This window comes from Marinobacter sp. (genome assembly GCF_041690615.1).
Lineage (GTDB): Bacteria > Pseudomonadota > Gammaproteobacteria > Pseudomonadales > Oleiphilaceae > Marinobacter.
Map to the genome: position 1 here is coordinate 59,888 of NZ_JAWLGY010000008.1, position 20,446 is coordinate 80,333.

The 20,446-nt window shown below is 60.4% G+C and carries 18 protein-coding genes; 16 read left to right on the top strand and 2 right to left on the bottom strand.

Going from position 1 to position 20,446, the window contains the following annotated elements:
• The first annotated feature begins 111 nt into the window (after positions 1 to 111).
• The 3 genes from ACESMZ_RS07760 to ACESMZ_RS07770 all read left to right on the top strand — a co-directional run bounded on the left by ACESMZ_RS07760 (position 112) and on the right by ACESMZ_RS07770 (position 2,690).
• Positions 112 to 360, top strand: coding sequence for a helix-turn-helix domain-containing protein (locus ACESMZ_RS07760; protein WP_372958436.1), 249 nt, complete (start codon positions 112 to 114; stop codon positions 358 to 360).
• A 3-nt stretch (positions 361 to 363) separates the two neighbouring features.
• Entirely contained in the window at positions 364 to 1,665 is a 1,302-nt protein-coding gene (locus ACESMZ_RS07765; protein ID WP_372958437.1) for a type II toxin-antitoxin system HipA family toxin, read from the top strand.
• A gap of 137 nt (positions 1,666 to 1,802) precedes the next feature.
• A complete protein-coding gene (locus tag ACESMZ_RS07770; protein ID WP_372958438.1) occupies positions 1,803 to 2,690 on the top strand; it encodes an SDR family NAD(P)-dependent oxidoreductase in 888 nt (295 codons plus the stop codon).
• A gap of 30 nt (positions 2,691 to 2,720) precedes the next feature.
• Here the strand turns inward: ACESMZ_RS07770 and ACESMZ_RS07775 are convergent, their stop codons facing one another.
• Entirely contained in the window at positions 2,721 to 3,338 is a 618-nt protein-coding gene (locus ACESMZ_RS07775) for a TetR/AcrR family transcriptional regulator (protein WP_372958439.1), read from the bottom strand.
• 120 nt (positions 3,339 to 3,458) lie between these two features.
• On the opposite strand from ACESMZ_RS07775, the gene ACESMZ_RS07780 reads away from it, so the two are divergent.
• The 9 genes from ACESMZ_RS07780 (at position 3,459) to ACESMZ_RS07820 (ending at position 14,749) form a co-directional block, all read left to right on the top strand.
• Positions 3,459 to 6,680 (top strand): bifunctional cytochrome P450/NADPH--P450 reductase, encoded by a 3,222-nt coding sequence (locus tag ACESMZ_RS07780; RefSeq protein ID WP_372958440.1) that lies wholly within the window; start codon positions 3,459 to 3,461, stop codon positions 6,678 to 6,680.
• Positions 6,681 to 6,803: 123 nt separating this feature from the next.
• Positions 6,804 to 7,709, top strand: coding sequence for a chemotaxis protein (locus ACESMZ_RS07785; protein ID WP_372958441.1), 906 nt, complete (start codon positions 6,804 to 6,806; stop codon positions 7,707 to 7,709).
• Between the two features lie 100 nt (positions 7,710 to 7,809).
• Entirely contained in the window at positions 7,810 to 8,805 is a 996-nt protein-coding gene (locus tag ACESMZ_RS07790; RefSeq protein ID WP_372958442.1) for a glycosyl transferase family 90, read from the top strand.
• A gap of 118 nt (positions 8,806 to 8,923) precedes the next feature.
• Positions 8,924 to 9,862 (top strand): GGDEF domain-containing protein, encoded by a 939-nt coding sequence (locus ACESMZ_RS07795; protein ID WP_372972449.1) that lies wholly within the window; start codon positions 8,924 to 8,926, stop codon positions 9,860 to 9,862.
• Positions 9,863 to 9,945: 83 nt separating this feature from the next.
• Positions 9,946 to 10,587, top strand: coding sequence for an MBL fold metallo-hydrolase (locus tag ACESMZ_RS07800; RefSeq protein WP_372958444.1), 642 nt, complete (start codon positions 9,946 to 9,948; stop codon positions 10,585 to 10,587).
• A gap of 4 nt (positions 10,588 to 10,591) precedes the next feature.
• Entirely contained in the window at positions 10,592 to 10,897 is a 306-nt protein-coding gene (locus ACESMZ_RS07805) for a SelT/SelW/SelH family protein (RefSeq protein WP_372958445.1), read from the top strand.
• Positions 10,898 to 11,009: 112 nt separating this feature from the next.
• Positions 11,010 to 12,647: a methyl-accepting chemotaxis protein gene (locus ACESMZ_RS07810; RefSeq protein WP_372958446.1), complete on the top strand. Its 1,638-nt coding sequence runs from the start codon at positions 11,010 to 11,012 to the stop codon at positions 12,645 to 12,647.
• 221 nt (positions 12,648 to 12,868) lie between these two features.
• Entirely contained in the window at positions 12,869 to 13,195 is a 327-nt protein-coding gene (locus ACESMZ_RS07815; RefSeq protein ID WP_372958447.1) for a high-potential iron-sulfur protein, read from the top strand.
• A 141-nt stretch (positions 13,196 to 13,336) separates the two neighbouring features.
• Positions 13,337 to 14,749: an alanine/glycine:cation symporter family protein gene (locus ACESMZ_RS07820; RefSeq protein WP_372958448.1), complete on the top strand. Its 1,413-nt coding sequence runs from the start codon at positions 13,337 to 13,339 to the stop codon at positions 14,747 to 14,749.
• Positions 14,750 to 14,785: 36 nt separating this feature from the next.
• Here the strand turns inward: ACESMZ_RS07820 and ACESMZ_RS07825 are convergent, their stop codons facing one another.
• Positions 14,786 to 15,190, bottom strand: a complete 405-nt coding sequence (locus ACESMZ_RS07825; RefSeq protein ID WP_372958449.1) for a PilZ domain-containing protein — start codon at positions 15,188 to 15,190, stop codon at positions 14,786 to 14,788.
• A gap of 265 nt (positions 15,191 to 15,455) precedes the next feature.
• Between ACESMZ_RS07825 and ACESMZ_RS07830 the strand changes: the two genes are divergently transcribed.
• The 4 genes from ACESMZ_RS07830 (at position 15,456) to ACESMZ_RS07845 (ending at position 20,417) form a co-directional block, all read left to right on the top strand.
• Positions 15,456 to 16,244 (top strand): enoyl-CoA hydratase, encoded by a 789-nt coding sequence (locus ACESMZ_RS07830; protein ID WP_372958450.1) that lies wholly within the window; start codon positions 15,456 to 15,458, stop codon positions 16,242 to 16,244.
• Positions 16,245 to 16,252: 8 nt separating this feature from the next.
• Positions 16,253 to 17,692, top strand: coding sequence for a DHA2 family efflux MFS transporter permease subunit (locus tag ACESMZ_RS07835; protein ID WP_372958451.1), 1,440 nt, complete (start codon positions 16,253 to 16,255; stop codon positions 17,690 to 17,692).
• 110 nt (positions 17,693 to 17,802) lie between these two features.
• Complete coding sequence (locus tag ACESMZ_RS07840; RefSeq protein WP_372972450.1) at positions 17,803 to 19,356, top strand: class I adenylate-forming enzyme family protein; 1,554 nt, start codon at positions 17,803 to 17,805, stop codon at positions 19,354 to 19,356.
• 83 nt (positions 19,357 to 19,439) lie between these two features.
• The gene (locus ACESMZ_RS07845; protein ID WP_372972451.1) at positions 19,440 to 20,417 is read left to right on the top strand and encodes an MBL fold metallo-hydrolase; all 978 of its coding nucleotides are present in this window, start codon (positions 19,440 to 19,442) and stop codon (positions 20,415 to 20,417) included.
• Positions 20,418 to 20,446: the final 29 nt, after the last annotated feature.

The window sequence follows — 20,446 nt, forward strand, 5'->3', positions numbered from 1 at the left end:
CGCCCTTACCCTCTACAGGGGGTAAACGCCACTTTATCCCCGGCAGGGGATAAACTTTACTTTACCCCCTGCAGGGGATAACCTGACCTCTATCCGCTACAGGGGGTAAAGATGAGAATCACATCGCCGGAAATGCTGGCGCAGGCCTTGCGCAATGCTCGCATTGACCATCACCTCAGTCAGCAGTCAGTAGCCGAACTGGTGGGCATCAAACAGAACACTGTGTCCAGCTTCGAAAATCATCCGGAGAGCAGCCGGGTCGAGACCCTGTTCCGACTGCTATCTGCCCTCAATCTCGAGCTAAGTATCCGGGAACGTAACCAGCCACCAGAAGATACAGGCTGGAAACAGGAGTGGTAACAAATGCCGAAACTCACCGTTGCCATGAATGGCTTGGAGGTCGGCCTTCTGGCACTGGAAAAATCCGGTGCCATGACCTTCCAGTACCACCGTGACTGGATCGATCAGCCCGGGGCGCGCCCCATCTCTCTCTCATTACCACTATCGTTCCGGCCTTATAAGGGCGAAGTGGTATATAACTTTTTTGACAACCTGCTGCCGGATTCCGACGGTATCCGGGCCCGTATGCAGGCCAGGTTCCAGACGCCAACCAATCATCCATTCGACCTGCTGGCCAGCGTTGGTCGCGACTGTATTGGCGCCATCCAGCTCTACCCGGAAAATCAGGCAATACCCGACGTCAGAACGATAAGTGCAGAGCCGCTACATGATATGGAGATTGATCGCCTCCTGAGTAGCTACCAGGGCGCACCTCTCGGTATGGGAAAGGAACACGATTTCCGCATTTCCCTGGCCGGTGCCCAGGAAAAAACTGCGTTACTCTGGCACAACAATCAATGGCAGCGCCCTCGCGGCAGTACACCAACCACCCATATATTCAAATTACCCATAGGCTACCTGGAACACAGCCACATCGACCTGCGCGAAAGCAGCGAAAATGAATGGTTATGTCTTCAGCTGCTGGCTGCATTTGGAGTACCGACAGCCAATGCAAACCTGGCACAGTTCGGACAGCATACTGTCCTGATCGTGGAGCGCTTTGACCGGCGGTGGTCTGCGGACAGGTCATGGCTGGTGCGTCTCCCACAGGAGGACTTCTGCCAGGCTCTTGGTATCTCACCAGCGCTCAAGTACGAGAACGAAGGTGGACCTGGCATCCACGATAGCATGGAACTACTGCTGGGTTCGCAACAGGCCAATGAAGACCGGGCCATGTTCTTCAAAACCCAGATCCTATTCTGGCTGCTGGCAGCCATTGATGGTCATGCCAAAAACTTCAGTCTGTATATCGAGCCTGGCTCTGCTTATCGTATGACCCCGCTTTACGATGTCATTTCCGCCTATCCACTGATGGCACAGGGAAGCCTGCCGGCTAACCGGGCCAAAATGGCTATGTCACTCAAGGGCAAGAGCCGCCATTACCATTGGGTCCGTATCCAGCCGCGGCATTTCCTGAGTACCGCTGATCATGTCGGTTTTTCGACGGAACGGGTAAAGTCACTGATCCACGAGGTGGTCGGGCAGGCAGAACATGCTATCCAGGCGGTGGAGGCCAACATACCAGCGGACTTTCCCTCTGCGATCAGCGAAAGCATCCTCGGCGGCGTAAGAGATCAGGTGACTGTGCTCGCACAGAGCCTCTGATTGCCCTCCACCTTGATGGAGACTCTCCCGTTTGACGGCAATACGATCACAGCGACATTCGGCGTCCGATCGATTTATACTCGACCACTTTCAACAATGTGACCAATCGATAAACAGACAATTCAGGAGAACCAACCATGACCATCCGACTGAACGACCAGGTTGCCATTGTTACCGGTGCCGGCGGCGGGCTGGGCCGTTGCCATGCGCTGGCGCTGGCGGCCCGTGGTGCGAAGGTTGTTGTTAACGACCTCGGTGCCGAGCCGGCCGAGGCGGTTGCCGAGGAAATCCGGGCGGCCGGGGGCGAAGCCATCAGCCACGCCTGTTCCGTGTCCGATTACGATGCGGTGGAAGCCATGGTCAGCAAGGTCATGGACCAGTGGGGCCGGGTGGATATCCTGGTCAACAACGCCGGTATCCTGCGGGACAAGACCTTCGCCAAGATGGAACTGGACGATTTCAAAACGGTGCTGGACGTGCACCTGATGGGGTCAGTGAACTGCACCAAGGCGGTGTGGGAAATCATGCGTAACCAGCAATACGGCCGTATTGTAATGACCACGTCGTCTTCCGGACTGTTCGGCAACTTCGGCCAGTCCAACTACGGCGCCGCCAAGCTCGCGCTGGTGGGCCTGATGCAGACCCTGAGCCTGGAAGGCCACAAGTACAACATTCGGGTGAACTCCCTGGCGCCCACCGCTGCCACCCAAATGACCGAAGGCCTGATGCCTCCAGAAGTGCTGGAAAAGCTGAAGCCGGAGACCGTCTCTCCGGGCGTGGTGTTCCTGTGCTCCGAGGACGCCCCCAGCCGCACTATCCTGGCCGCTGGCGCCGGCTCCTTCGAGACCGCCCATATCACCCTGACCAAGGGTGTCTACATTGGTGACGACGAGGATGCCGCCGATCAGATCGCGGCCCACTTCGCGCAAATCTCTGACCGCACCGGCGATCAGGTGCCGGGAATGGGCAGCGCCCAGGGCCAGCAGGAGATCAGCAACCTGATTGCCAGCCAGCAGAAAGGCTGACCGCACACGTCACTGATCAGGGACTCCTGGTCAGTGACGTCCTTCCGAAACCAGGCTTTCAATTCCCGCCAGCATCAACTCTATGCTGAACTGCGCATCCGCGTCACTGGTGCCATGGGCCGACGCTTCGTTTACGGGTTCCGGTTCACCGTACAGGGGGCGGAACCGCAGGCCATTGGCCGCCACATTGGCCATACCAATACCGAACGTATAGAGCGCACTGGTAGCCCGTGGCATGTCCTGTTCCGCCACGCCAGCCCTCTGCAGCGCCCGCTGGATGTAGTGGAAGATCTCCTGCTCCCGCTCGGTACCCCAGGGGCTGGTAATCATGGGTGGAAACACCCGTGGATAGCGCTGGGCCAGTTGGTGAAATCCCTGCCCCAACTGCCGCAAGGCTTCCTTCCAGTCCGCCGGCATCGGCTCCGGCAGGTCCAGTTCTTCCTGCACGATCTGGAATACCCCCTGCAACAGCGCCTGCTTGTTCTCCACGTGGTGATAGAGAGACATGGCATCCACGCCCAGCGCGCCGGCCAGCTTACGCATACTCAGATCGTCCGCGCCGTTCTCTTCGATCAGCGCAAGAGCGGCCCGATAGATCCGCTCCGGGTTCAGGGGTTGGCGTCGTTGCCGGCTGCTGGGCCTTGGCATTATGGCTTCCTTCATACACATGAATCTGATCAATGATGCCCGGATCAAGAGTCATTGACCAGCCTTACACCGTAAGGTAGATTTTTATCAACCCTACAGTGTAAGGCAACAATAACGACCATGAGCCATAACCCGGGCGCCCCCAGCCAGACACAGCCAGCAGAGCAACTGCAGCCGTTCCCGCACCCGCCACGACTGCCGTTGCTGGGTAACCTGCTGCAGATCCCCAAGGACCACATGGCCCAGTACTTCCTGGAGGTCTCCCGGGATTTCGATGGCATTTTCGAGATGGACTTTGCCGGTACCAGGATCCCCTTTGCCTTCTCGGCGGACCTGGTGGCGGAACTCTGCGACGAGACTCGCTTCCGCAAGGTGATCCGGCCACCGCTGTCCCTGCTGCGGGATATTGTGGGCGATGGCCTGTTCACCGCCAAGAGCGATGAAGCCGCCTGGGGCAAGGCCCACCGCATCCTGATGCCGGCCTTCAGCCAGCGAGCCATGAAGGGCTATTTCGAGGCCATGCGGGAAGTGGCCGGGCAGCTGTGCGATCACTGGCAGGCCCATGAGGGCGAAGACCTGCTGGTGGCCGATGACATGACCCGGCTGACCCTGGACACCATCTCCCTCGCAGGCTTCAACTACCGTTTCGACTCCTTCCGGTCCAGGGACCTGCATCCGTTTCTGGGATCCATGGTGCGGGTACTGGCCGCCAACATGGCCAAGCTGACCCGGTTGCCCATGCTGGAGCGCTTCCGCAAGGATCCGCCGGAGTACCTGGCCGATATCAACACCATGAACGAACTGGTGGATGAGGTGATCCGCCAGCGCCGGGAAAACCCCACCGCCAGCAATGACCTGCTCAACCTGATGCTGACGGCGGAAGATCCGGAGACCGGCGAGCCGCTGGACGACCTGAACATTCGCCACCAGGTACTCACCTTCCTGGTGGCCGGCCACGAAACCACCAGTGGCCTGCTGACGTTTACCCTCTACTTCCTGATGCGCAACCCCCATGTCCTGGCCCGGGCCTATGCCGAGGTAGACCGGGTGCTACCTGGTGATACGATTCCGGAGTACCGGCACCTGGCACAGCTGGATGTCATCGAACGTGTCCTGAAAGAGTCCCTGCGCATGTGGCCCACCGCTCCGGCCTTCATGGTGGCGCCCTACGAGGATGAAGTGATCGGTGGCCGGTACCGGCTGCCCCGTAACCAGGGCATCTCCATTCACCTGCCATCCCTGCACCGGGACCCGAAGGTCTGGGATAACCCGGACGTGTTCGATATCGACCGCTTCCTGCCTGAGAACGAGGCGAAGATTCACCCCCACGGCTACAAGCCCTTCGGCAATGGCCAGCGGGCCTGCATCGGCCGGCAGTTTGCCCTGACGGAGGCCAAGCTGGCCCTGGCCATGATCCTGCAGCGCTTTGCCCTGGATGACCCCCACGATTACCGGCTGGATATCAAGGAAACCCTGACCCTCAAGCCCGATCATTTCTATTTGCGGGTTCGTCGCCGCAAGGAACAAGACCGGCTGGTGACCCGGACCGAGCAAGCCTCGATCAGTGAGGCCAGCTCGCCGGAACACCACGGGGTCAGTGGCGAAGGCGAGCCCTTTACCGTTGCATGGGGATCCGCCCTGGGCACCGCCCGGGACATTGCCGAGGAGCTGGCCAACCGGGCTGCTGACCTGGACTTTGATGCCCGCAGTGTGCCCCTGGATGACCTGACTGAGCAGCTACCGGAAAGCGGAATACTGGTGGTGGTCACCGCTACCTACAACGGCTATGCACCGGACAGTGCCAGGGCCTTCGAGGCCCTGCTGGATGAAGAGGGCCTTTCCGGGGTAAAGCGCCCGGGGCTGCGCTTTGCAGTCCTGGGCTGTGGTAACACCCAGTGGGTCAACTACCAGGCGTTCCCCCGGCGGGTGGACGAGGCATTGCAGACCACCGGCGCCACCCGGTTACTTGAGCGGGGCGCAGCTGATGGCAACGGTGACTTCGATGGCGCCGTCGAGGCATGGTTTGACGACTTCTGGCAGACCCTGGGAGAATCGTCCCAAAGCAACCCAGACAGCATAGCCCTGCCCCTGTCCCTGGTGGACAGCCGGCACACCCGGGCGCAGGTACTCCCTGCCCGGGCACAATGGCTGACCGTGCTTCACAACCGCGAACTGGTCACCGACGCCGACACACTCACGGACTTCACCGGTGACCGGCCCCGGGCTTCAACCCGGGACCTCCTGCTGGAGTTGCCGGACGGCATGACCTACCAGACCGGAGACCACCTGGCGGTGTACCCCACCAACCGGGAGGCGCTGGTCACCCGGGCCTGCCAGCGCCTGGAAGTGGCCCCGTCTGATCTGGTCCATACGGACCAGCAGCGTTGCCCCGCCCACCTGCCCGCCGGCGCAACCCTGAGTGTCGGCCAGCTGCTGGCGCAGTTCCTGGAACTGCAGGAGCCGGCGAGCCGCCGTGATCTTCGGGTGCTGGCGGCCCACAGCCCCTGTCCCCATAGCCGTGAGTCACTGACCCAACTGGCAGAAAACAGCGAGCGCTATCACCACGACATCCAGGAGCGGCGTCAGTCGGTGCTGGACCTGCTGGAGCAGTTCCCGGCAGTGGACCTGCCGTTTGAAGTCTTCGCCGCCCTGTGCCCACCGCTGCGACCAAGGTTCTATTCCATTTCCTCCAGTGCCCTGGCGCATCCAGGGCAGGTTCGAATGACAGTAGGTACCGTGGCGGCGCCGGCCTGGTCCGGCCGGGGAGAATATCGGGGCGTGGCCACCAGCCTGCTGAAGGACCTGCGAGCCGGCGATGAGATACTGGCCGAGGTCCGCACCCCATCACCACCGTTTGCCCCGCCAGCCGACCTGGGGCAGCCCATGATCCTGGTTGGTGCCGGTACCGGGATCGCGCCTTTCCGGGCCTTCCTGGAGGAGCGCAGCCTGCAGCGTGAACACGGTCGGGCCACCGCCTGCAACATACTGTTCCCCGGCTGTCGCCACCCGGGCCACGACCGGCTGTATCCGGGCGAGATGGAACACTGGCAGCAACAGGGTGTGGCTACCATCTACCCGGCCTACTCCGCCCTCGCGGACTACCCCCACCGTCATGTGCAGGACGCGCTCTGGGCGCAACGGGAGGAAGTCTGGCAGTTACTGGAAGGCGGCGCCCCGGTCTATGTCTGCGGCGATGGCGCCCGTATGGCGCCAGCCGTGCGGGACTGCCTGATCCGTATCGCCGAGACCTGCGGAAACCGCTCACGGGAAGAAGCGTCCCGATGGTTGCAGGAGCTGATGCAGGCTGGCCGCTATCAGCAGGATATTTTTGGTACCGGCTAAAGATTCCCGGAACAGACCCGAAAACCTGAAGGAGTACAAACGGAAACAAACGTAGCCTGCAGTGTTACAACGCTATGGGCTACGCTATAGCAGCCATTGATCTGCGTAACCACCGGAAGCCCCATGACTGAAGCCAGCGCCGTACCCCAGAAACTCCTGCTTTTCCGACTGGCCGGCAACCGGCTGTCGGCCCTTGGCACCCTGAAAATCAGGGAGATCATGCCCATCCAGAGACTCACCCAGATTCCCCACAGCCATCCGGCGGTAATGGGCACCATGAATTTCCGTGGCTCCGCAGTACCGGTGATCGATATGGCCGCGGCTGTCGGTTATCCGGCCCTGGATGCCGAGGCCCGCAAGACCGCCTCGATCATCGTCACCGATATCCAGCGCCAGGAAATCGGCTTCCTGGTGCGCAGCGTGGACCGCATTGTCGAGGCCAACTGGAAACAGGTACAGGCGCCACCCCGGGCCCTGGGCGACCAGGCGTTTATCACCGGGCTACTGCAGATCGACAATGACCTGGTGCAGCTGATGGATGTGGAGCTTCTGCTGGCCCGGGTGTACCCGGAATCCATGCGCGCCAACCCCACCCAGCTCACCGACCTGGAGCGGGAAACCCTGCGGGAGCAGCGCATCCTGGTGGTGGACGATTCCCAGGTGGCACGGCGCCAGCTCGCCGACGCCCTGGACCGGGAAAACATTCCCTACGAAGTCACCGGCAACGGCCAGACCGCCCTGGACAAGATGGTTCAGGGCAACCGGGACCAGAACCCGGTCACCATCCTGGTCAGTGATATCGAGATGCCGGGTATGGACGGCTATGAGCTCACCTTCCATCTGCGGGACGACCGGTCCATGCACCAGCCCTATGTGATACTGCACACGTCGCTCAACAGCGAGATGAGTGTCAGCTACGCCCAGCAGGTCGGGGCCAACGAAGCCCTCACCAAGTTCGATGCGGAAGAGCTGCTGCACGCCATGCTCAGGGGTGCCAGCCATTCAACAACAGCCAGTGAACAGGTTTGACAGTTTCCTGATATTTTCATGACAGTTTGCTGAGACACAGGTTTGTAACGTTCGTCGTGTGCAATGAGCACCTATCGGGGCAATCCCTGGGGAAACGACGATGTTCAGCCAACTGTCAAAGCCGCTCCACAAGGCCGGCTTCTATACCCGCAACCAGCTTCGCACGCTTGTGCCACGGGAAATCTGGCAGGCCCGGCGTCGCGCACTATTGGGGTGGTACAGCCGGATGGAACCGCAGATGCGGGCCGAGATTGATGCCCGGGTCAGCTATTACAATCGTCTTGCCCATCCGGTTTCCCCCTCCGGGCAATGGGAAGCGATCAGCGACTTCAGCTCGAGGGGCAAAAGCCGTGCTTACTGCGCTGACTTTGAGCACCTCATCCGCCACTTCCCCGGGCACCTTCTGGTCAACTATCGGTTTGGCGACATTACCGAGTTCCAGCCGGAACCCACCCTGCTCAAAAGCCGACCGATCACCTCAACCAGCCTCAATGAAAACAGCCTGCTGCTGAAGCTCAACTCGGTGCGCCACTATCGCTTTTACCGGGATACGCAGCCGTTCCGGGCCAAGAAACCCCTGGCAGTCTGGCGTGGCAAGTCCAATCGGGACCATCGCATCGAGTTTGCCCGACAGTTCATGGATACCCCCCGTTGCAACATCGGCTGCACGCAACACAAGGAGCCCGACCCCCAACCCTGGCACAAGCCTTTCATGTCGGTACAGCAGCAACTGAACTATCGGTATATTGTCAGCTTGGAGGGCATCGATGTGGCCACCAACCTCAAGTGGATCATGGCATCCAACTCCCTGTGTCTGATGCGCCGGCCACGCTACGAAACCTGGTTCATGGAGGGCACCCTGGTCCCCGGCTATCACTATGTCGAGCTAAGGGACGACCATTCCGACCTGCCGGAGAAGATCGAATACTATTGCCGCCACCCCGAGGAAGCGGAAGCCATCATTGCCAACGCCCAACGACATGTGGCCCGTTTCACGGACCGGAGGAAGGAGGACCTGATCGGATTACTGGTGATTGAGCGGCTGTTCCAGCTATCGGGCCAGGGCAGGCATTCACCCCTGCCTGTGGCGGCCTGATTATCAAATCCACCAACCCGAAAGAGGCCGTTATATACCGATAAAAGTGACGCGCTGAACTGATCAGAAATGGTACACTTCATCGACGAACATCAATAATACCGATGAAATCTTTGCCATGACGCCGTCCTCACCCAGCATTCCGGTCGCTTCACATTCTGACGACCTCAACTACCAGGCTATCGCCACCGTACTCAACAGCCTGGATGCCCTCGTCTATGTGGCGGATATGGAAACCCACGATCTGATCTTCTTTAACGACTATGGCAAACAGTTCTGGGGCAAGGTCGGGCAAAAGAAGTGTTGGCAAGTATTACAGAAGGACCAGGACGGGCCTTGTGCTTTTTGTACCAACCCGCAGCTGGTTGACGAGGAAGGCAACTCAACCGGGCCGGTGGTCTGGGAATTTCAGAACACCGCCAATCACCGGTGGTACCAGTGCCGGGACCAGGCAATCCGCTGGATCGACGGGCGGCTGGTACGCATGGAAATTGCCACCGACATCACCGAGCGCAAGGAGATGGAGCAGGCCCTGAAGGCGGCCAAGGCCGAGGCAGAGAAACTCGCTGATACCGACGAGCTGACTGGCCTGAATAATCGACGGGCGTTTTTCAACCTGAGCAACCAGGTCATCAGCCAGGCGCTTCGCACGGGTGAACCGGTAGCTGTCATCATGTTCGATCTGGACCGCTTCAAACAGGTGAATGATCACTGGGGTCATGCCGCCGGTGATGCTGTCCTCCGGGGCCTGGCAGCCACCGCTCGCCGGACGGTGCGGGACTCGGACATTCTGGCCAGGCTTGGTGGCGAAGAATTTGCCATTTTGCTACCCGCCACGGACCTCCCCAAGGCACGTTATCTTGCCCAGCGCCTGCAGCAGGCGTTCAGCCGCCAGATCTTCCCGGTGGCTAATGACAAGATCCGCTGCACTGCGAGTTTCGGCATTGCAGCTTCCTTCGGTCAGCAGATCACCCTGGATGATCTGCTCCGCCAGGCAGACAAGGCCCTCTTCCGCGCCAAGGCAGCCGGCAGGGACCGGGTCGACAGCATCAGCTGAGCACCGGCTTTTAGGTCCTTCCACAAGCCGATATACTCCCGTCAGCCAGGCAACTCTCGCCCAACCTGACTCGGGGTCACTCCATGAAAGTCCGCGTTATTCCCGTTACTCCTTTCCAGCAAAACTGCACCCTGCTCTGGTGTGAGAATTCCGGCAAGGGTGTGGTCATTGATCCGGGTGGCGATATGGACCAGATCATGGCAGTGGTTAACGAAGAAGGCATCGAGCTGGAGAAGATCCTGGTCACCCATGGCCATATCGACCACGCCGGCGGCGTTGCGGCTTTGATGAAGCAGACTGGACTGCCGGTGGAAGGCCCCCACAGGGATGACGAGTTCTGGATTGAAGGCCTGCCCATGCAGAGTCAGCGCTTTGGCTTCGCCCACGCCGACCGCTTCACCCCTGACCGCTGGCTGGAGGACGGCGACCGGGTCACCTTTGGCGACCAGGAGCTCCAAGTGCTGCACTGTCCTGGGCACACACCCGGCCACGTCGTTTTCTTCCACCGTCCGACCGGCTTTGCCCAGGTAGGCGATGTGCTGTTCAACGGCTCCATCGGCCGCACCGACTTCCCGAAAGGGGATTACAAGCAGTTGATCCATTCGATCCGGGACAAGCTGTTCCCCCTCGGGGATGAGGTGAAATTTGTCCCCGGGCACGGCCCCATGTCCACCTTTGGCCACGAGCGCGAGACCAACCCGTTCGTTTCTGACCACCGGGGCTGAAGCCATGTCAGAAGAAGCCCGTCATCACGTCCATATCCACTACTGCACCGGCTGCCGCTGGCTGCTGCGCTCCGCGTGGATGGCCCAGGAACTGCTGACCACCTTCGAGGATGAGATCAGCGAACTCACCCTTCACCCGGGCTCCGGGGGCATCTTCGAGGTCTGGGTGGACGACACCCGCATCTGGTCACGGAAAGAGATGGGCGGCTTTCCCGAAATCACCCGACTCAAACAGCTGGTGCGGGACCAGGTGTCTCCGGAACGCTCCCTTGGGCACAGTGATCGGAAACCTTCCGGCAACGTCCCTTAACCTTCCGATACAAAAACAGACATAGATCAACCTCTGAACAGTTTCCAAAACAACGCTTCCGGTTATACTTCTCAAACAATTATTAAAAAATATACAGAACCGGAGTAAGCCAATGGCTATCGGTAACGCACTGGGTTTTCGTACCAAGATCGCCCTCCCCTTTGTCATCACTGCCATCGCTGTGATTGTCCTCGGCACCCTCAGTGTCATCACCGCCCGCAACCTGGTATCGGGTACGGATTTCCTCGCGGAAAATCTGTTGCCGGCGTCCAGCGAGATACTTAACGGCGACCGGGACCTGTACCAGGCCCTGGTGGCCCAGAATGGCTATATCCGCGCCCGGGAGAGCAACCAGGCCGCCGAGGACCTGCTGGCCGATTTCCATGAAAATGCCGACCAGGCCCGGGACCGTATCCTCGACGCCCAGCAGCGCCTGACCGGCACCGGCTTTGGCGCGCAGATGGAGGGCTTTGAAAGCACCTTCGAGCAATGGCGCACATCGGCCGAAACCGCCCTGGAACGGGCAGAGATCGGGGATACCTACGGTGCCAGGGAACTCATCAGTGCCGAAACCGATGCGTTGTTCGAGGCGGTTCGTGACTACTTCGACCGCACCGGCCAGATGGCAGACGAACTGGCCAAGAGCCGGGCAGGAGAGGCCTCGGCAGAAGCGAACCAGGCGGTGATCATCACCATCGTGGTCACGCTCGCCGCACTGATCATCGCGGTAGTGGTGTTCCTGGCGATACTCAAGCTGATCATCGCCTCCATCCGCACCTTGCGGCAACAGCTGGACAACATAGCCCAGGGCGAAGGGGACCTGACCCAGCGCGTGCCGGTGGAAAACAACGATGACCTGGGCCAACTGGCGGAATCCTTCAATGCCGTGCTGGCCAACCTGCAGGGCATGATCCGCAATATCCAGGAGTTATCGGAGCAACTCTCCAGTGGCGCCAACCAGCTGGAGCAGTCCGCGGCTGACAACCGCGACGGCGTCTCCCGGCAGACCGAGTCCATCAATATGGTAGCCACTGCCATCAACGAGATGCAGAGCGCCGTTGAAGAAGTGGCCGGCAACGCCTCCCGGGCAGCGGAAGTGACCCGCACAGCCCAGGGCAATGCCAGCAAGGGTGGCGAAATCGTTGAAAAGTCCGCCGAGCAGGTCCGCCGCCTGGCCCAGCAGATCAACAGGGCCGTGGAGGTCATCCGCAAGCTGTCGGCGGATTCCGACAACATAACGTCGGTACTGGACGTGATCCGCGGTATTGCCGAGCAGACCAATCTGCTGGCCCTGAATGCTGCCATCGAAGCCGCCAGGGCCGGCGAGCAGGGGCGTGGTTTTGCGGTGGTTGCCGATGAAGTGCGCACCCTGGCCCAGCGCACCCAACAGTCCACCGAAAACATCCAGGGCATGATCACGGCCCTTCAGTCAGGAGTGGCCGACATTGTTTCAGTCATGGAAACCGGCAGCGAGCAGGCCGGGGCCACAGAGACACTGGCCGCCGACGCGGAAACCGAGCTGTCGTCCATTCTCCAGGCCATGAGCGACATTACCGACGTCAACTCCAGCGTGGCCTCGGCTACCGAGGAGCAGACCCAGGTGATTGACGAGATCAACCGCAACATTACCGACATCAACGACCTGGCCAACGAGAGTGATACCCGCTCGGCGGACCTTAACTCACTTAGTGAATCCATGGCCGGCTATGCCCGGCAACTCACCGACCAGGTCGGCCGCTTCCGGGTCTGATCACCACGTGTGCATGGCAGAAGCCCGCTTGAAGACAACTTCCGCCATGCACACACCTCGATGACCTGAGTCAAAACATTGTCATCTGTTCATGCACACTCAACGAATCACATTGTAGGCTGGTATTACTGGCAATAATAAAAACGCGCAAGCCAGGCCGCCGTGAAAGGCCTTTTATACAGGCACCATCGAAAGAAAACAGTGATGAGAGGAGTTGAGTTATGAACGACCACAATCCGAGTCGCCGCGTTTTCCTGAGAACGGCCGCTCTGGGTATCGCTGCCGTCCCCCTGGCACGCTTTGCCACATACAGCGGTAACGCCCAGGCCCAGGATCTGCCAAAGGCAGAGGATGGCCATGCCCTGGACTACGTCAACGACGCTTCTGAGGCAGACCATGAGAAATACCAGTCCGGCCAGAAGTGCGAATCCTGCGCCTTCTGGGCAGGGGAAGAGGCTGACGGCTGGGGCAAGTGCCGCCACCCGGAGTTCACCGACGTGCTGGTCAATGCCGAGGGCTGGTGTAATACCTATGCACCCAGGGGATAAAACCTCCTGACCTGTCCATAAAACGGCACGCCCATCCACCACGGATGGGCGTTTTCCTTTGTGGCGGACATCCCCGCCGTGCCTGCTACACTTTCTCTCCAAACCGCTTTCTTCGAACCTGTCTGCCGGAGCAACCTCCCTATGACTGCCATTGTGGACTTCCTGAACAACATCCTGTGGGGCTACGTTCTAGTCTACGGCCTGCTGGCCGTGGGCATTTTCTACACCATTCGCCTGGGCTTTCTGCAGTTCATCAACTTCAATGAGATGATCCGGGCGATCCGGGGATCGCGGGAAAGTGACGTGCACGGCATTTCGCCGTTTCAGGCGCTGTGCACCAGTCTGGCCTCCCGGGTGGGCACCGGTAACCTCGCTGGCGTTGCGGTAGCCCTCTATCTGGGGGGCGCCGGCGCTATTTTCTGGATGTGGATGGTGGCCCTGGTGGGTATGGCCACCGGTTATGCGGAAAGCACCCTGGCCCAGCTCTACAAGGTCCGCGATGGCAAGGGGCAATACCGTGGCGGCCCGTCCGTGTATATCAGTAAGGGCCTGAACGCCCCCTGGGCAGCAGTGATATTTGCCATCTGCCTGATTCTGTCCTTCGGACTGGTGTTCAACGCCGTGCAGGCCAACTCCATCGCAGATGCCATGGAAGGCGCTTTCGGAGTGCCCAAGTTGTGGATGGGCATTGCGGTGGCCATTTTTGCGGGCATTGTCATTTTTGGCGGGCTGCGTTCGATCGTGCGCTTTGCGGAGTTTGTGGTGCCCTTCATGGCTGGGGCCTATGTACTGGTTGCCCTGGGCATCATGGCCTGGAATATCACCGAAGTGCCAGGCGTTCTGCTGGCCATCGTGAAAAGCGCCCTGGGCCTTGAAGAGGCCGTGGGTGGCGCCACCGGCTCCATCACCGCAGCCATGCTCAACGGTATCAAGCGGGGACTTTTCTCCAACGAGGCAGGGATGGGCAGTGCTCCCAACATCGCCGCCACCGCCACGCCCGCCCCCCACCACCCGTCTTCCCAGGGACTGGTACAGGCATTTGGCGTATTCATCGATACCATTATCATCTGTACCGCCACGGCGGTGATGATCCTGCTTTCCGGGGTCATGGGGCCGGACTCCGAACTGACCGGAACCCGCCTTACCCAGGCCGCCATGGAGGCTCACATTGGCGAAGCCGGGGGTTACTTCATTGCCATCGCCATCCTGTTCTTCGCTTTCACGTCGATTGTGGCCAACTACACCTACGCCGAAAATGCGGTGGTTTTCCTGGGCGGAGGTAACAACCTGGGTATCGGCCTGCTCAGGGTTGCAGCCCTGGGCATGGTGGTCTGGGGCGGTTACGAGGCAGTGGTGACGGTGTTCAACACCGCCGATGCCTCCATGGGGCTAATGGCCACCATCAACCTGATTGCCATCGTGTTGCTGTCGGGAACGGTGGTCAAGCTGACAAAGGATTACCTCGCCCAGCGCAAGGCCGGCGAAGTCCCACATTTCAAGTCAAAGGATTACCCGGAACTGCACGAGAAAATCGACAGTAATATCTGGCACTGACCGGTGGCTGACGGGTGCGGTAAAAGCCTGCGCCCGTCACACTGCCTTGCGATCCTCACGGTGGCGAAAGATGCGGGTGCTCAGCTCCTTGTAGCGTTTTACGATGCCTTCAATCTGGTCGATACTTCGACGGGTAGCATCCGGGTTGTCTTCGCTGAAGTGGGCGCCATAGATCCTTCGTTCGGACAGATCGCGGACATTGGCCACAGCGGCCGAGGCCTTTTCCACGACAAAATCCCCGGTTTCGGTGGTCAGTCGCAGGCTCATCTGGAAGTTGTCCCCCTGGGTCAGGGGCACATCACCGGTAAAAGCCACGCCCCGTTCGCTGAAATCCAGCACCCGCACCGTCAACCAGTCCCGGCCAAATAACCCCCGCCTGATTCCCACCCGGGCACTGACCCGGATCGATGGTAAACGCTGCCGGCTCCGACGTTCCTGCATACTGCCCCCTTACTGCATTTGTCGTTATTTCGGGACCTTTTCACTGGGTGTCTCAATTTATCAGAGTCCCGGGCGGGTTAAACCCGGCAATCACGGATACAGGTCACGAATTACGACATTGATTCCACTAACGCCATAAACCCGTAATCCGTTCCCCAAACGCATTCCCGACTTTGCGAACGGTCGCACAAGTGGCAAACTGATCCGCTTAGCATCATAACGAATACGCAACAATCCAATAACAAACCCCACAAGGAACGAAACGATGAGTAATTCCGTGCTTCTGGAAAAACACGATAACGGCGTCGCCGTAGTGACCCTCAACCGTCCAGATGCCATGAACGCCCTTTCCGGTGAACTGCGCAAGCGTCTGTACGATGTCATGCAGGAAGTCCGGGGCGACAACAGCATCCGGGTTGTCGTGTTCACCGGCGCCGGGCAGAAGGCCTTTACCGCCGGTCTGGACCTGAAGGAACTCGGCTCCGATACCAGCGGCATGAACGCCGCCACTGACCAGGACCCCCGGTCCAACCCGGTGACCGCCATTCGCAGCTGCGGCAAGCCGGTGGTCGGCGCCATCAATGGTGTTGCCATTACCGGGGGCTTCGAGGTTGCCCTGGCCTGCGATGTCCTGATTGCTTCTGAAAATGCCCGCTTTGCCGATACCCACGCCCTGGTCGGCATCATGCCGGGCTGGGGACTGTCCCAGAAACTGCAGCGCATCATCGGCCAGTCCCGGGCCAAGGAACTGTCGTTCACCGGGCGATTCCTGAATGCAGAAACCGCCTGCCAGTGGGGCCTGGTCAACCGGGTAGTGCCCGCAGACAAGCTGATGGATGAGGCACTGGCACTTGCAGATGACATGACCGTGGTGGAGCCACCCTTCCTGGCAAAATATCGCCACCTGATTGAACATGGCGCCAACCTGTCCATGGACGACGCACTGAACTACGAAACCCTGTTTTCCTCCATAGAGAACGACAAGGTCACACCGGATGACATCGAACGTCGCCGCCAGGCCGTGATGGAACGTGGCCGCGCCCGCAAGGGGTAACGAGGCCCATGCCGACCTCCATGGAACAGCTTCAGGAGCGCTACGGACAGCGCTATAAATGGTGGGTGATGATCACGGTCATGATCGGCACCATGACCATGTCATTGTCCTCCACCATCGTGAACGTGGCCCTGCCCGACATCATGGCAACCTTCTCGGTCAGCCATACCATGGGGCAATGGCTGGTCACCGCTTTCCTCGCCAGCATGGCCATTGGCATGCTGCTCAATGTGTGGATGGTGGACCGTTTTGGTCCCCGTACCACCTATATGGGCGCACTGGTGGTGTTCGTAGTGGCGGCCGTGGCTGGCGGCCTGGCAATGAATTTCGGCATGTTGATCGTGGTGAGGGTGCTGCAGGGGCTCATTGCCGGCATGGTGCAGCCCCTCGCCATGCTGATGCTCTATGCGGTATTCCCCGTGCACCAGCGGGGCCAGGCCATGGGTCTGTACGCCATGGGCGTGGTACTCGGGCCCACGGTCGGCCCGGTGGTGGGTGGCGTGCTGGTAGACTGGTGGTCCTGGCGTTCGGTATTCCTGGTGGTACTGCCCTTTTGTATTGCCGCGTTCTGGCTCGGCAGCACCTTTCTGTCGCGGCCGTCCAGCACCCCCCCGGTGCACCGTCGCCTTGACGGCGTCGGGCTGCTATTGCTCTCCGGCTGGATGGTAGCGCTGTTGTGGGGCCTGTCGGAAGGTCCCCACCTGGGCTGGGGCAGCCTGCCGGTCATTCTGGGACTGTTCGCTGCCGCTGCCCTGTTTACAGGGTTCACCCTGCACCAGCTGCGCAGCCAGTCGCCCCTGCTGGCCCTGCGCATCTTCCGCCATACCGGTTTCACGCCCGCGTTTCTGGTCGCCATTCTGACCGGGGCCGGACTGTTTGGCTCGGTGTACCTGCTGCCCATGCTGGTACAGACCGCCATGGGGGAATCCGCTTCTGCCGCCGGCATGCTGCTGATGCCCGCCGGACTGGCCATGGCTTTCTCGTTTCCGATCATTGGCCGGCTGACCGACCGGGTACTGCCCAAGCTGCTGGTGGCCGTCGGCCTGGTGCTGTTTGCCGTATCCAGCATTGTGCTGAGCGAAGCCCGGGCCGATATGTCACTGGTACTGATTGCCATGATGGCCGCGCTCGGCCGCGTGGGGCTGGCGATGACCATGCCCCCGGTGGTGATCGGCGCGGTGAGCATCGTACCCCAGGAGATGATCAACCAGGCCACCGGGCTGATCAGTTTTGCCCGGCAGTTCGGTGGTTCCCTCGGGGTCAGCCTGTCCGCCATTCTATTGCAAGAGAATACCCTGTGGACGGCTTCGCTCGGCGTTCCCGAGGCCTTCCCCGGCTACCAGGATGCCTTCGCCCTCATGGCCCTGCTCTATCTGATCGGGCTATACCCCATGGCCCGGATGCAATCACCACCGGCAGAGGAACGCAAACGGCCGCAACCTGCCTGACAGGTGTCAGGAAAGGTTCCGTCCCCGCGAGACTTTGTTGTAAGGTGACCCTACGCTCCGAGAGAAACGCCTCGACAATTCGTCTCATCAATAACGAAGGAACAATAACAATGATCCTCACTGATTTGCCGGAACAGAGCCTCGAACGCTTTGGCGAATACACCATGCTGTACGCCGGCGAGCGGGAAGTCACCAACCTGGAACTTCAGGACAGCGCCAACCGCCTGGCCAACGGCCTGCATAACCTGGGGGTCAAACCCGGCGACCGGGTGGTGGTGTGCATGCCCAACAGCCCGGAGGTTTTCATCGCCTATCAGGCCGTCCTCCGCGCCGGCGCCATTGTTCTGCCGGTAATGTTTGTGCTTCACCCGCGGGAGATCGGCTTTATCCTGCAGGCCTCCGGCGCCAGTGCCGTCATCACCAGCCAGGCCATACTGCCGTCTATCGAGCAGGCAACCTCCGGCATGGAGACACCACCGAAACTGGTGGTGGCGGGCATCGCCCAGAACCAGCCCAGCCCCAACGCCGGCATACCCTGTAATAGCCTGTGCTCACTGATGGCCGCTGCCGGCCCCGAAATCGAGATACCGCCCATCAAGGAAGACGACGTTGCCGTTATCCTGTTCACCTCCGGCACCACCGGTCAGCCCAAGGGGGTGATGCTCACCCACCGCAACCTGTACAGCAACGCAGCCTCCGCCGTACAACTGGCCGAGGAAGCCGGCGACGAACCCGGCACCACCATAGGCGTACTGCCCCTGGCGCACATCTACGGTTTTACCATGGCCAACACCCTGTTCCTGCGTGGTAGCAGCGTGGTTATTCTGCCCAAGTTTGATGTGCGGGAAGTGTGCGAGGCCATCCAGAAATACAAGGTGACGGCATTCAGTGCGGTACCGGCCATGATCTATGCCCTGACCACCGCCCCGGAGGTCGAGGAGTACGACGTCTCCTCACTGGAATCGGTGGGTTCCGGGTCCGCTCCCCTACCGGTCTCGCTGATCGAAGCCTTCCGCAAGCGATTCAATGCCGAGATCTACGAAGGTTACGGCCTGTCCGAGGCGGCACCCACGGTCTCCGCCCACCGCAAGGGCGAGCCCGTCAAGGCCGGATCGGTCGGCCGCGCCTTCCCCGGTGTGGAACTGCGAATTGCCGACGAACGGGGCAACCCGCTGGCGGTGGGCGAAGTAGGTGAACTGCTGGTGCGGGGCGAGAACATTACCCCCGGCTACTACAACAACGAGGAAGCCACTCGGACGGCCCTGAAAGATGGCTGGCTGCATACCGGCGACGTGGCCCGACTGGACGAGGAAGGCTACCTTTACATTGTCGATCGCAAGAAGGACCTGATTCTTCGTGGCGGCTTCAACATCTACCCCCGGGATCTGGAGGAGCTGATTTCACGTCACCCCGCCGTGGCCGAAGTCGCCGTCGTGGGTGTTCCGTCGGAGCGCATGGGCGAGGAAGTGGTCGCTGTCGTAGTGCGCAATCCGGACACCGATATCACCGAGGAGGAGCTCCTCGCCTTTTGCCAGGAGCGCCTGGCGAAGTACAAAACGCCCCGCAAGGTGGTCTTCATGGATGCCATGCCCCGCAATGGTGTTGGCAAGATCCTGAAGAAGTCGCTGCGGGAGCAGGTTGCAGAACAGGTGGAGATTGAGTAAACCGTAAACCTGCAAACCCGGCCTGAACCGGCCGGGGTTTGTGCCCAGGAAACCAGTGACAAAGAACAAGAAACGGAAGGCCCATGAGCGCTGAAGCCCCCACAATCATCCCGTTTGACCATGGCATCTATGCCATTGATACCGAGTTCGCCGGCAGCCAGATGATGGACGCCAGCCACCTGATCGTTGACAGCGGCGAGGCCGCGTTTGTGGACGTGGGCAGCAACTTCTCCATCCCCATACTGCTGGCCGCCCTCGACAAACTGAAGATCGACCGGGACCAGGTGCGCTACATCTGTATTACCCATGTCCACCTGGACCATGCCGGTGGGGCCGGGAAGATCATGCAGGAACTGCCCCGGGCCACCCTGGTGGTACACCCCCGGGGCGCCCGGCACATGATCGACCCCGCCGCCCTGTACGAAGGGGCTCGCCAGGTCTACGGGACCGAGACCATGAAACGGCACTACGGAGAACTGATACCGGTTCCTGCGGAGCGCATCCTGGAAGTTCACGATGGCGACACCCTATCCCTGGGCAAACGCACCCTGACCTTCCTGGATACGCCAGGACATGCCCTGCATCACTACTGTATCCATGACGGAACCGCCGGCGTGGTCTTTTCCGGTGATACCTTCGGCATCTCCTATCGGTCGCTGGATACCGACAACGGTGCTTTTATCTTTCCCGCCGCCACCCCCGTGCAGTTCGACCCTGATAAAGCCCACGAATCCGTGGACCGGCTCTGCTCCCTCAGGCCCCGCGCCATTTACCTCACCCACTTCAGTGAGGTTACTGCCATTGACGACCTGGCGACCCAGCTCCATGGCGATCTGGACACCTATGCGGCTATTGGTCGCAGGTACCAGGCCGAGAAGCCGGACACCCGGGGTATCCGCGCTGACCTCAAGGCGCTGTTTGCCCGCAGGCTGCAACAGCATGGCTGCCAACTGGATGATGAGGCGTTGGAGCAGGCCCTGGGCATGGACATCAACCTCAATACCCAGGGCATTGCGGTGTGGTCGGCAAAGCAGTTCAGGCAGTCCACCGTGACGCAATAGGTCGCCGGAGCGAAGGGACCGGACACCCG

Coding starts and splice junctions, on each gene's coding strand:
- ACESMZ_RS07825 (WP_372958449.1), bottom strand. CDS start 15,190: ATGCAGGAACGTCGGAGCCGGCAGCGTTTACCATCGATCCGGGTCAGT.
- ACESMZ_RS07815 (WP_372958447.1), top strand. CDS start 12,869: ATGAACGACCACAATCCGAGTCGCCGCGTTTTCCTGAGAACGGCCGCT.
- ACESMZ_RS07840 (WP_372972450.1), top strand. CDS start 17,803: ATGATCCTCACTGATTTGCCGGAACAGAGCCTCGAACGCTTTGGCGAA.
- ACESMZ_RS07810 (WP_372958446.1), top strand. CDS start 11,010: ATGGCTATCGGTAACGCACTGGGTTTTCGTACCAAGATCGCCCTCCCC.
- ACESMZ_RS07760 (WP_372958436.1), top strand. CDS start 112: ATGAGAATCACATCGCCGGAAATGCTGGCGCAGGCCTTGCGCAATGCT.
- ACESMZ_RS07830 (WP_372958450.1), top strand. CDS start 15,456: ATGAGTAATTCCGTGCTTCTGGAAAAACACGATAACGGCGTCGCCGTA.
- ACESMZ_RS07790 (WP_372958442.1), top strand. CDS start 7,810: ATGTTCAGCCAACTGTCAAAGCCGCTCCACAAGGCCGGCTTCTATACC.
- ACESMZ_RS07845 (WP_372972451.1), top strand. CDS start 19,440: ATGAGCGCTGAAGCCCCCACAATCATCCCGTTTGACCATGGCATCTAT.
- ACESMZ_RS07800 (WP_372958444.1), top strand. CDS start 9,946: ATGAAAGTCCGCGTTATTCCCGTTACTCCTTTCCAGCAAAACTGCACC.
- ACESMZ_RS07835 (WP_372958451.1), top strand. CDS start 16,253: ATGCCGACCTCCATGGAACAGCTTCAGGAGCGCTACGGACAGCGCTAT.
- ACESMZ_RS07775 (WP_372958439.1), bottom strand. CDS start 3,338: ATGCCAAGGCCCAGCAGCCGGCAACGACGCCAACCCCTGAACCCGGAG.
- ACESMZ_RS07780 (WP_372958440.1), top strand. CDS start 3,459: ATGAGCCATAACCCGGGCGCCCCCAGCCAGACACAGCCAGCAGAGCAA.
- ACESMZ_RS07765 (WP_372958437.1), top strand. CDS start 364: ATGCCGAAACTCACCGTTGCCATGAATGGCTTGGAGGTCGGCCTTCTG.
- ACESMZ_RS07770 (WP_372958438.1), top strand. CDS start 1,803: ATGACCATCCGACTGAACGACCAGGTTGCCATTGTTACCGGTGCCGGC.
- ACESMZ_RS07785 (WP_372958441.1), top strand. CDS start 6,804: ATGACTGAAGCCAGCGCCGTACCCCAGAAACTCCTGCTTTTCCGACTG.
- ACESMZ_RS07820 (WP_372958448.1), top strand. CDS start 13,337: ATGACTGCCATTGTGGACTTCCTGAACAACATCCTGTGGGGCTACGTT.
- ACESMZ_RS07805 (WP_372958445.1), top strand. CDS start 10,592: ATGTCAGAAGAAGCCCGTCATCACGTCCATATCCACTACTGCACCGGC.
- ACESMZ_RS07795 (WP_372972449.1), top strand. CDS start 8,924: ATGACGCCGTCCTCACCCAGCATTCCGGTCGCTTCACATTCTGACGAC.